The following is an 11,994-nucleotide window of genomic DNA, read 5'->3' as shown; positions in this document are numbered from 1 at the left end:
TTAATAATGAAAACGAAGTTAATTTCAACCTTAGTTGCTGGCCTTATAGTTATTTCACCCGCCACATACGCTAACTATTTTAAAGACGATTTTTCGTGGGGATTTGACACAACTCTTTGGAGTGCACGTAGTGGCGATAATGGCTCACCTTTTGGCTGCGAATTTGTCCCAAGAATGATTAACCCAAGTCAACACGGCATCACCCTTTCTCTGTCACAAGGTGCATGTGCTGAGCTGCAAAGTAATCACTTTTATAGTTTTGGTAAGGTACAAGGCAGTGTTAAGTCGGGCAATATCGCCGGTACCGTGTCTTCTATTTTTACTTATACCTCATGGTGGGATTCGCCAGGACGCGCATGGCAAGAAATAGATATCGAACTATTACCTTCTTTAGGCAATGTTGTTCATACCAATGTGATTTACCAGCCCCAAGGAGGCACGTATCAAAGTTGGGAAAAGGATATCGATTTAAGCCAGTTTGGGCTTGATTACAGAGAAAACTTATTAACCATTGGCTTTGATTGGTCAAGCTCATCAATTCGTTGGTATCTGTACGACTCACAAGGAAACGAGAAAACAATTAGAGTGATGTACAAAGACAATGGGGATGGCGTAATAGCCGATAATGAAATTCCCGGCTATGCATGGCCAATTGATAAAACAAAAATAATGATTAACCAGTGGAATGGTGACAACTCGACTCAAGGGAATTACTTTCCGGGTCAATACTACGACAGCCCTTCATGGGCATATTATGATTTTATTGAATATATTCCACACTAAATTAATCAGTCCGTATTTTATAAAACAGTATTTAATCTCGAAGGTTTTAAATGTCGAAAATAAAACACCCTAAATTATTACTTTGCTTATTGCCTGTTTTTGGCATGTTCAACTGTCAAAATGTATTGAGTGCAGACAATCAGCAAGTTAACTGGCCTTATGTGAATACGCAACTTAAGCGTGATCCAGCCGTTGAAAAACAGATTGATAAACTGCTCGCAACAATGACTTTAGAGCAAAAAGTGGCGCAAATGATCCAGCCAGAAATTGGTTATTTAAGTGTAGAGCAAATGAAAAAGTATGGATTTGGCTCTTATCTAAATGGCGGAAATACTGCCCCTTACGGAAATAAACGAGCGGATCAAGCTACTTGGTTAAAATACGCAGATGAAATGTACCTAGCCTCTATGGATTCGACCATAGATGGTATTGCGATCCCGACAGTATGGGGAACCGATGCCATGCATGGGCATAGTAATGTGTATGGCGCTACGTTATTTCCGCACAATATTGGCTTAGGAGCTGCGCATGATGCTGATTTAATTAAACGCATAGGCCAAGCAACAGCAAAGGAAGTATCTGCCACAGGGATTGAATGGAGTTTTGCGCCTACTGTTGCTGTAGTCAGAGATGATCGCTGGGGCAGAACTTATGAAAGTTACTCAGAAGACCCTGAATTAGTTAGGTTGTATGCAGGTAGTATGGTGACCGGTATTCAAGGTGACATAGGCGCTGACTTTTTAAAAGGCAGTAACCGTATTGCCACCGCTAAGCACTTTGTGGGTGATGGTGGCACTGAGCGAGGCGTTGATCGCGGAAATACCCTTATTGATGAAAAAGGATTAAGAGATATTCACAGCGCAGGTTATTTTTCTGCTATTAATGAAGGCGTGCAATCAGTGATGGCATCCTTCAATAGCTGGAATGGCAAACGTGTCCATGGCGATAAACATTTATTAACGGATGTACTTAAAAACCAGTTAGGTTTTGATGGCTTTGTTGTAAGCGATTGGAATGCGCATAAGTTTGTAGAAGGCTGCGATTTAGAGCAATGTGCGCAAGCAATTAACGCGGGCGTTGATGTGATAATGGTGCCAGAGCATTTTGAAGCCTTTTATCATAATACTGTTAAGCAAGTGAAAGCGGGTGTTATACCTCAATCACGAATAGATGATGCTGTTAGACGTTTTTTAAGAGCTAAAATTCGCTGGGGTGTGTTTACAAAGGGTAAACCATCCTCGCGTCCTGAGTCACAATACCCGCAATGGTTAGGTGCTTCTGAACATCGAGAGCTGGCAAGAGAAGCGGTAAGAAAGTCATTAGTGTTATTAAAAAACAACAATAACCTGTTGCCAATAAACCCAACTAGCCATATTTTGGTTGCCGGCAAAGGCGCTAATGCAATCAATATGCAAGCAGGAGGTTGGAGTGTGTCTTGGCAAGGCACTGACAACACCAACAGTGACTTTTTAAATGCGACCTCTATTTTCTCAGGATTACAATCATCCGTTTTAAAAGCAGGCGGTGAAATAAGCTTAAGTGAGTCTGGTGAGTATAAAACTAAGCCAGACGTAGCCATTGTAGTTATTGGTGAAGAACCTTATGCTGAGTGGTTTGGTGATATAGAAATGCTAGAGTTTCAGCATGAAAGCAAACACGCTCTTGCACTGCTGAAAAAACTTAAGGCAGACAATATTCCGGTAGTCACCGTATTTTTAAGTGGTCGCCCGCTTTGGGTCAATAAAGAGCTCAATGCATCAGATGCCTTTGTTGCTGCATGGTTACCAGGCTCTGAGGGTGAGGGAGTTGCAGACGTATTACTAACAGATAAAAACGGTAACAGTCAGTTTGATTTTAGCGGTAAGTTGAGTTTTTCGTGGCCTAAATACGACGACCAATTTAGCCTTAACTTAGGCGATGTAAATTACGACCCGCTCTTTGCCTATGGCTACGGGCTAACTTATCAAGATACAGTAAACATACCTGTTGTGAGTGAAACTACAAGCCCTAAAAAAATCGTTAAAAGCGATGCACACCCATTGTTTGTAAAAAGTTTAGCTAAAAATCTCACTTGGGCGTTAGCTGATACAACAGCAAAGGTTTTAACTAGTGGTTCATCGGCCACCAGTGGCGATAAAAAAAGTTTGTTAATGCAATCGGTTAATTTATCGTATCAAGAGGATGCAAGGCAGTTTAAGTGGCAATCTCAATCCTCAGATGCAACGCTTAGCCTAAGTTACTTAAAACCTACGCTACTCGAACGCAAATTTAAATCAGGTTACCTTGAACTAAAGATGCGATTAGATAAAGCTCCAGAGCAAGGTGCCCAGTTACAAGTAATGTGTAATTTAGATAACTGTTTAAGAAGTATTGATTTTTCATCGTTTGAAAAAACAATGGCAGATAAGCGCTGGCATACTTTATCAATCGCACTCAATTGCGCCGATAGCGAACTGATTGAACAATCTATGTCAGATGTAATTCGTATTTCAGCTCAGCGTTTAAGTTTAGCAGTTGCAGATATCGCGTTGACTGCAAAACCTAATAATGACGCATTATCAATCACGTGCTCAAAATAAATAAGGCAAAGGCAGTTGATAATAAGTAAGCTATTCAACTGCCTTTAAAGTTGGACGTATTAATTTGAATTCCAAAAATCCCAGAAGTCATCTTTTCTGGTTGTTTCAGAGCTGCGGTTGGATTGTGTATGCAATGCTGACCGAGCTAATGATAAAAATACCAAGCGACGAGCCATGGTCGATACACATTCCGCATTTAATTATTGATGTAGCGTGTGGCTTTTTAATCACCTTACTTTTAAGAAGGGCTTATAACTGCTCAAATAGGCAAGGGATTAAAGTTAAAATAGCACTGCATCTGGTGCTGCTGTTAACTGCCACATTAATTTGGACACAAATTAAATGGGCGTCTTTGCAGTGGTTATATGGCAATTGGTGGCTTTCCATGTCGTGGTTTGACTTTGGTACATGGACGTCTGCATCGTTAACTATGCTTTCAACGTGGACTGCTTTTTATTACGGGATCAAAATATATCTCGACAATTTAGAGCAAACTCAAAAAGCCGCAGAAGCGACACACCTAGCTAAAGAGTCACAGCTTAAAATGCTTCGATATCAGCTTAATCCGCACTTTATGTTTAACAGCATTAATGCTATTTGCACCTTAATCTTAAAAAAAGAAAGTGTGCAGGCAGTGAATATGCTCGAAAAGCTTTGTGATCTATTGCGCCATAGTTTGTATACCGATCCGCTTGAAAAAGTAGCGATTAAAGAAGAAATTGCCATATTAAAAACCTACTTAGATATAGAGCAATGTCGATTTACTGACCGGTTAGAGGTTAATATTAACGTTGATGAACCATGCAACGATTTATTAATACCTTCTTTATTAATTCAACCATTGGTAGAAAACGCGTTAAAACATGGTATGCGAGCAGATCAAAAAATGGTGATCACAATTAAAGTTGAAAAAACAAAAACCGCATTGCTCATTAAAGTTGCAGATACTGGTAAAGGGTTTGACGATAATAAAAAATCGAAAAGGGGCATTGGCTTGGCTAATTGCGAGCAACGCTTAAAATTAATGTATGGAAATAGCCATCGCATTGAGAAAGGCAATGGCAAATCAGGCGGCGCATGGCTTTGTATTTCTCTTCCTATTAATGGTTTGCAATAATGATTCAATTAAAAACATTACTTGTTGACGATGAATACAGCGCTATTGAAGGGTTGCGTATTCGTTTAGAGGCCTTTGCTGAAATTGAAGTGATTGGCAGTGCACAAAGTGTTGATGAAGCTATTAACGTACTTAACAAACATGACGTTGATTTAGTGTTTCTAGATATAGAAATGCCAATAAAATCAGGCTTTGAACTAATTAAATATTTTCAACCAGAAAGCTGTCCAGCGGTTATTTTTGTTACTGCGTTTCACCAGCATGCCGTTAAAGCATTTGAGGTAAGAGCCCTTGACTACTTACTCAAGCCCGTTAAGTTAGCTCGCCTTGCAGAAGCCATAGAAAGGGTAGTAAAAACAGAGCAACTCCACAGAAAAAATACATTGATTGAAGTACACCAATCTCTGATAGAAAACGAACATCAAGAATTAGAAAGCTCAAAAAACTCAGAATATAAATTTGAAGCCGAAAACTTAGTTATCCAAGATGCTAAAAACCCAATTCAAATAATTCCGTTTAAAGATATTTTATGGATTGATGCCGCAGGCGATTATATGTGTGTTCATACACTGGCTGAAACCCATGTAATGCGTGCGCGTTTAAAAGATCTTGAAAAAAATACCTTACCAGAAGACTTCTTACGCATACATAAATCAACGATTGTTAATTTAAGCCATATCAAACAGCTCAACCCATTACGTAATTCTGAATATATGGCGGTGTTAGATAACGAAAAAACACTCAAGGTAAGTAGAACGTACAGTAAAAACTTAAAGAGCTTAATAAAACAATAACGGTGGTTTTTTGGTAACACCACCGCCAACATTATCAATGTGGACGTAGTGCTTGCTTACGTTAAAAGCGTCGCTTTTGATTTATAATGTTTCAGTCACTTCTCTAAAAGCGCAGCGCCTCTTAACCTCTTTGTGAATAACACTCTTAAAAATTTAAATGCACAAAGAGAAATGAATGAGGAGTAAATGAGACGTTCAAAATCACCATGAGTATTTGAACGCCAGCAAGCTATATTTTAGAGATAATATTATCGTCTATTTTCAATGTGGACGTAGAGCTTACTTACGTTAGAAACACAGTTTCTCATTGCTAAAACCTGAAACCTGCGCGAGGTAAACTCCCGCCTACAATATAAAAATTGCGCTTGCAAAAGGCTCGGTGTTTTATTTTTATTACCTGACCGCTGACCGCTGACCGCTGACCGCTGACCGCTGACCGCTGACCGCTGACCGCTGACCGCTAATTCTTAAAACCTAAGCTGCTCTTTATACTTAGCTGTGTTATTTTAAATGCCTTGTTTAAAAGGATCTTGCTGTATGTTTAAAACCGTGTTTTTTACCTTCTTTTTTATACTAAGTGCACTTTTTACCGTTGCTACACATGCAAATGAGGCTAAACATGCAATCGCCGTTGGTGCAGAGCAATTTGCTTTGTATGCACCCCAATTAAAAAACAAACGTGTAGGGCTGGTGGTTAACCAAACCTCTCTTGTGGGGCAAACGCATTTAGTTGATAGCTTGCTGGCTAAAAACATCAACATCACTAAAATTTTTGCACCTGAGCATGGCTTTCGAGGCGATCACGATGCCGGTGCTCATGTACAAAACGCCGTTGATAGCAAAACCGGTATTGCGCTTATTTCTATTTACGGTAAAAACAAAAAGCCAACCCCCGAGTCATTGCAAAATGTAGATGTAATTATTTTTGATATTCAAGACGTGGGCGTACGTTTTTATACCTACATAAGCTCTATGCATTACATGATGGAAGCCGCGGCTGAACAAGGTGTTGAATTTATAGTACTCGATAGGCCAAATCCTAATATTAGCCACATTGACGGGCCAATTTTAGAACCGCAGTTTAAATCGTTTGTGGGTATGCACCCAATCCCTGTACTGCATGGTATGACGGTAGGCGAGCTTGCTAACATGATCAAAGGCGAGGGCTGGATCAATCAGGCTCGCGATTTAAAGCTAAGCGTGCTCCCTGTTGCCGGCTACACCCGCACAACGTCATACAGTTTGCCGGTAAAGCCAAGCCCTAATTTACCTAACGATCAATCAATTGCGCTTTATCCATCACTTTGCTTTTTTGAAGCCACTCCTATTAGCATAGGTAGGGGAACTGACTTTGCATTTCAGGTTATTGGTTATTCACCAGTAGCACTTGGGGACTTTAGCTTTACCCCGCGTTCAATAAAAGGCGCAGCGCTTAATCCAAAGTTTAAAAACCAAATGGTGAAAGGGATTGATTTACGCCATAGTAATATCACAGGCTTAAACTTAAATTATTTAATTAATGCTTACCAGCAGCTTACACAGGCTAAACAGCTGTTTTTTGAACGTGCCGATTTTATGGATAAGCTCGCAGGAACTGATAAATTAAGGCTCGCCATAGAAGCAGGGCACTCAGCTGAGGAAATCAAACAAAGTTGGCAAGCCGGGCTAAAACAGTTTAAACAGCAAAGAGCGCCTTATTTGCTTTATGAATAAGCGTGCATTGGGCTTTAAAAATGATAAATAATAAAACGTACTATAAAGTAGTTATATTGCTGCTGAGCATTATTATTGCAGGCTGTAGTCGCTCTACAGCAATTAAATCAGAGCGCCCTTTAACGGCTAATCATATTAACGCGTTAGCTAATGCGCAGGTGATTGCTACCTTTCCTGAGCCAAATCCCAGCAGCAGAGAATATGTAAATAACCGCGGCACTTTTAAAGCCTACCGGGGCCGTGGACAACTATTGCTACAAAATGTCAGTGCGGTTAGCGCCGATATATACATCAATAATAAAAAGCTCTCACTTAATGAGCCTTTACGCGCTAACACCGAGTACGACTTTAATTTAGGGCACTATACGCATAACGGCGTGAACACCTTTAAGGTAGAGAGTATTCAACCTGCTGGCGGCAGTTTAACCCTGCGCTTTGCATTTGCTACCTTAGAAAATACCGCCACAAAAGAAATCGACTTTAGCCAAGTTGATACCTTAATTGAAAACGATATAAAAGCAGGCTTTCCAGGAGCGGTATTAGCGGTTGTTAAAGCGGGTAAGGTATTAAAATTAACCGCGTATGGCGATGCAAAACAATATCAGCAAAGTGATTTAATGCTACTGCGCCCAGAGCCTATGCAAACCAATACCTTATTTGACTTAGCCTCAAATACTAAAATATTTGCTACTAACTTTGCATTAATGAAGTTGGTCAGCGAGGGGCAGTTAAACATAAATCATACGGTGCATTCATACCTAAAAGAGTATCAGGGTAATGGCCGAGAGCACCGCCAAGTAAAAGACTTACTAACTCATAGTGCCGGTTATCCGCCAGTGTTTGATTTTCATCGAAAAGACACCGCTTACGGCGATGCGTTTTTCTCACAAACAAGCGAAACCACTAAACAGCTATTATTAACAAGCGTGCCATTAACCGCTGAACCTACAGCACCGCATGTTTACTCTGATATTGATTACATGATTTTAGGTGTTTTAATTGAGCGAATTAGCGGCCAACCACTCGATGAATACCTAGAGCAGCATATTTACGCGCCTTTAAAACTCAATAACACCTTATTTAATCCGCTTAAAAAAGGTTTTAATCGTCAGCAGTTTGCTGCCACGGAGCTCAGCGGTAATACTCGAGATGGGCGTATTCATTTTGATAATATTCGCACCAATGTACTGCAAGGGCAGGTGCATGACGAACGTGCTTATTATTCGCTCGATGGTGTTGCAGGCCATGCGGGATTATTTAGTAACGCCCCCGATTTAGCTGTGCTGTGCCAAGTGCTGCTTAACAAAGGCGGTTATGGCGATACGCAAATTTTTAACGCCAGTAGCTTAGCGCAATTTTTAACGCCACAAAGCAGTGATGAAACCTACGGGTTAGGCTTTCGTTTAGCGGGTAATAACCAAGCAAGGCGCTGGCACTTTGGCCCTTATGCCAGCGCTCAGGCCTATGGCCACACAGGGTGGACAGGCACAGTCACCGTGATTGATCCGGCTTACGATTTGGCCATTATTTTACTCACTAATGCGCGGCATACTCCTATTAAAGGCACTGAAAAGCGCTATCAATTCGTAGGGAAAAATTTTGAAACAGCGCAATACGGCTCTATTGTGTCGCTTGTTTATGAGGCATTATTAAATCAATAAGTGTTAGTAAGTGACTTAAGTGCTTATATCTATTAAGTTAAGTAAAGCGTCGTCATTATAAAAATAAATAAGGTTTGTTTATGCATTGGTATTCTATTTTACCGCCACTGATTGCCATTGCTATCGTGTTTTGGCGTAAAGAAGTGATTATGGCACTTTTGTTGGCAGTGGCTTCATCAGAGTTTTTACTGGCCATTCAGGGCGAAGGAAATAGCGTATTTAATACATTTTTAAATACCATAGAGCGCATTATTTCGGTAGCAAGCTCGCCAGGTAATACCCGTATACTCATATTTAGTATTTTAATAGGCGCATTACTGGCCTATATTCGCGAGTCTGGCGGTGTTGCTGCTACCGTTAATTTGCTAATGAACAAAGGTGTTGCTAAAAGTAAGCGCCAAGTAGGCTTTTTAACTATGTTTACCGGCGTAGCGGTATTTATAGAGTCAAACTTAAGTGTGCTTACCTCGGGTATTTTATCTCGCGGTCTGTTCGACAAATTTAAAATGAGCCGCGCGCGTTTAGCTTATATAATCGATAGCACCAGCGCACCTGTATGTATTTTAATATTACTAAACGGCTGGGGTGCATTTGTACTGGGCTTGTTAGGTAATTACGAATTAGGCGAGTCGGCCGTATCGGTGCTGTGGGGCAGTGTAGGCTATAACTTTTACGCCATAATCACTCTGGTTATTGTTTTTTATACCATTGCGTTCGATAGAGTACATGGCCCAATGAAAGTAGCCGAGCAAAAACTAGAGCTACAAACAACCGAGCTAAAAGAAGAAGTAAAAGGCTCTAAAGCACGCTTTATGTTGGTGCCATTACTTACGCTGATTGTGAGCATGGTCGGTTTTATGTTTTATACCGGTAACGGCGTACTTGCCGAGGGCAGCGGTTCAAAATCAGTATTGTACGCCACCGTTTTAGCTATTGTTGTAGCCTATTGTTTAATGATTAGTTCGCGTCAATTTACCCACCACCAACTTGTTGATACCGGCTTTAAAGGCATGGGCGAATTACTCCCACTGGTAAGTATTGTATTGCTCTCGCTGACCTTGGGCGCAAGCTTAAAAGAGCTAGGTACAGGCGTGTTTGTGGCATCTTTGGTTGGCGATTACTTACCGATATATTTAATAGTGCCAGTGCTATTTTTAACCGGTGCGGTTATGTCGTTTACTACAGGTACATCTTGGGGCACATTTGCCATACTTATCCCCATTGGCGTACCGCTTATTCAAGCGCTTGGTTTGCCGCCATCGCTGGTGGTAGGCGCTATTTTAGGCGGCGGGATATTTGGCGATCATTGTTCCCCTATATCCGACACCAGCGCCGTATCGGCCATTGCATCAGGCTGTGACTTACTCACCCACGTTAAAACCCAATTACCCTATGCATTAGTAGGCGGCGGCCTAACGTTTGTAGCTTACTTAGTAACGAGCTTAATTGTTTTGTAGGTTGGGTAGAGCACAGCGAAACCCAACAAAGTGAGTTAATCAAAAGCCTGCTTAGTGCAGGCTTTTTTGTTTAAGATTGATCACCACCGAGGCGCTACGCAGAGATAAATAATAATAGCTTTTTATTAATAGGTTACGTTTATTGAATGTTGTATGGCACTATATGAAAAAGAATGGTTTAAAGGGAAATTAAATGCACGATATTAAAGACTTCAACTGGAACAAGCCAACCAACCGTTCACTGGGGGAGTATTTTCCTGCTGATAAATTAGATCGTGCTCGTTATGCCACATTCTTATCAAGGCTATTGGCTCAAGAAGGTTTTGACAAAAGTAAGCCTGATGAAGAGCAAAAGAAAAACTATGTATTAAATCTCAATGCTGAATGGGGGGCAGGTAAAACTTACTTCCTTAAGCGTTGGTCAAAAGAACTAATTGTAAATTATCCTGTTGTATATATTGATGCATGGCAGCAAGACTATTCAGACGACCCATTTTTAACTGTAATTGCGGGGATCATTAAGCAGCTACAACTTCAGGCGAATTTTGATATAACTATTCCTAAAAGCGCAGTTTCGATGTTTAAGGCTGTTGCACCTGCTATTGCACAAGGCCTAACTAAAAAAATATCAGGCATAGATTTAGATGAGTTACACACATTACTATTCTCTGATGAAGAAATTGAAGATGATCAAAAGCAAAATTCTAACAAGTTAACTGGCAGCGACTTTTCGCCTGCTGTAAAGGCGCTTGCGCAAAACTTAATTAAAGATCATGAAGCTAAAAACAAAAGCATTGAAGTAATAAAATCTAAGCTAGATGATTGGGTCAGTAAGTTTGAAAAGCAGGAAGGTAAGTCGTTACCTATATTTATTTTTATTGATGAATTAGACCGTTGTCGCCCAAGTTATGCAGTAGAAATGTTAGAGACGATTAAACATATTTTTGATGTTAAAGGTATTGTATTTGTTGTGGCTACGGATACCGATCAGCTTCAACATACAATAAAATCAATATACGGTGAAGGCTTTGATGCAAAAGTTTACCTAGGCCGCTTTTTTAATAGCCGTTATAGCTTAAAACGACCTGTTTTAAAGGATTTTTTATCAGTACATAGCGATACAACTAAATTTGAATCTGCGTATTTAAAAAGTAGAAAAATTGAGATACTCCCTCGAACAAAGACACCCGAAACCGCTTTAGCTAATATCTCAGTTGTATTAGATGCATTCCAGGTATCTCCAAGAACAGCTATTCAAATCACTGAGCGAATAACTGCCATAATTGCTAATTTACCAAGTGGTAAAAAAGTTGATGTACTTGTGCTCGCTATTTTGTTTTGTATCTATGAAAAAGACCACCCACTTTATGAAGAGATAATTAGTGGGCGATTTCAACGGAAAGAGCCAGACAATAAAGGTGATATACAAAATATAAGTTTGAGTACTTTTTTACAAAAAAATATATTAAAAGAACACCTGTCAGCCGAGTTGACCTATTTTATTGCTCCTCAATCATACACTCCCTATTTCTATGATGAGAATTTAGGGCGTAAGAAAAACAACTATTCTGATGGAAAGTATCCAATAATATTTTCTAAATTTATAGATGATATTTTTTGTGAAATATTTTTTAAAAAAAGGCTCTTGGCTATAGCTACTATGATTTCTAGTACTGCGGGAGGGAGCGAAAAAAAGTTAAATAGAGTAGAGCAACAGTTGGCCAGCAACTCGGTTAAAATCTGTGAGAAAGCAACCACATTATGGTTAAATTATATTTATATAAAAGATGGCTATAAAGAAATTACTAAAGAGCAATATCGTGATTTTATAGAGCTTTCCTCGCCATTAGATTACATGGGCGATAGTTAACTATCTCTGTGCAGCGCAAA

The 11,994-nt window shown here is 39.9% G+C and carries 8 protein-coding genes; all 8 read left to right on the top strand.

Annotated features, from left to right (window positions below; all coding sequences use genetic code 11):
- Positions 1-6 precede the first annotated feature (6 nt).
- On the top strand, positions 7-783 hold the full coding sequence (locus PISS_RS12785; RefSeq protein ID WP_024600785.1) for a family 16 glycosylhydrolase: 777 nt from the start codon (positions 7-9) through the stop codon (positions 781-783).
- Positions 784-833: 50 nt separating this feature from the next.
- Complete coding sequence (locus PISS_RS12780; RefSeq protein ID WP_058155219.1) at positions 834-3,362, top strand: glycoside hydrolase family 3 protein; 2,529 nt, start codon at positions 834-836, stop codon at positions 3,360-3,362.
- Positions 3,363-3,495: 133 nt separating this feature from the next.
- Positions 3,496-4,479 carry a sensor histidine kinase gene (locus PISS_RS12775; protein WP_058155525.1) on the top strand — a complete coding sequence of 328 codons (984 nt, stop codon included), beginning with the start codon at positions 3,496-3,498 and terminating at the stop codon, positions 4,477-4,479.
- Positions 4,479-5,273, top strand: coding sequence for a LytR/AlgR family response regulator transcription factor (locus tag PISS_RS12770; protein WP_058155218.1), 795 nt, complete (start codon positions 4,479-4,481; stop codon positions 5,271-5,273). Before PISS_RS12775 ends, PISS_RS12770 begins: the two co-directional genes overlap by 1 nt.
- A 537-nt stretch (positions 5,274-5,810) precedes the next feature.
- Positions 5,811-6,986 carry an exo-beta-N-acetylmuramidase NamZ family protein gene (locus tag PISS_RS12765; RefSeq protein ID WP_058155217.1) on the top strand — a complete coding sequence of 392 codons (1,176 nt, stop codon included), beginning with the start codon at positions 5,811-5,813 and terminating at the stop codon, positions 6,984-6,986.
- A 20-nt stretch (positions 6,987-7,006) separates the two neighbouring features.
- Positions 7,007-8,647 (top strand): penicillin binding protein PBP4B, encoded by a 1,641-nt coding sequence (gene pbp4b, locus PISS_RS12760; RefSeq protein WP_058155523.1) that lies wholly within the window; start codon positions 7,007-7,009, stop codon positions 8,645-8,647.
- Between the two features lie 80 nt (positions 8,648-8,727).
- Entirely contained in the window at positions 8,728-10,104 is a 1,377-nt protein-coding gene (locus PISS_RS12755; protein ID WP_058155216.1) for a Na+/H+ antiporter NhaC family protein, read from the top strand.
- Positions 10,105-10,297: 193 nt separating this feature from the next.
- On the top strand, positions 10,298-11,974 hold the full coding sequence (locus PISS_RS12750) for a KAP family P-loop NTPase fold protein (protein WP_058155215.1): 1,677 nt from the start codon (positions 10,298-10,300) through the stop codon (positions 11,972-11,974).
- Positions 11,975-11,994: the final 20 nt, after the last annotated feature.

Origin of the sequence: Pseudoalteromonas issachenkonii (genome assembly GCF_002310795.1) — a bacterium.
In the GTDB taxonomy this organism is placed as follows: domain Bacteria; phylum Pseudomonadota; class Gammaproteobacteria; order Enterobacterales; family Alteromonadaceae; genus Pseudoalteromonas; species Pseudoalteromonas tetraodonis.
This window is presented reverse-complemented; position numbering and strand designations above follow the sequence as displayed.

Coding starts and splice junctions, on each gene's coding strand:
- PISS_RS12785 (WP_024600785.1), top strand. CDS start 7: ATGAAAACGAAGTTAATTTCAACCTTAGTTGCTGGCCTTATAGTTATT.
- PISS_RS12780 (WP_058155219.1), top strand. CDS start 834: ATGTCGAAAATAAAACACCCTAAATTATTACTTTGCTTATTGCCTGTT.
- PISS_RS12775 (WP_058155525.1), top strand. CDS start 3,496: ATGCTGACCGAGCTAATGATAAAAATACCAAGCGACGAGCCATGGTCG.
- PISS_RS12770 (WP_058155218.1), top strand. CDS start 4,479: ATGATTCAATTAAAAACATTACTTGTTGACGATGAATACAGCGCTATT.
- PISS_RS12765 (WP_058155217.1), top strand. CDS start 5,811: ATGTTTAAAACCGTGTTTTTTACCTTCTTTTTTATACTAAGTGCACTT.
- pbp4b (WP_058155523.1), top strand. CDS start 7,007: ATGATAAATAATAAAACGTACTATAAAGTAGTTATATTGCTGCTGAGC.
- PISS_RS12755 (WP_058155216.1), top strand. CDS start 8,728: ATGCATTGGTATTCTATTTTACCGCCACTGATTGCCATTGCTATCGTG.
- PISS_RS12750 (WP_058155215.1), top strand. CDS start 10,298: ATGCACGATATTAAAGACTTCAACTGGAACAAGCCAACCAACCGTTCA.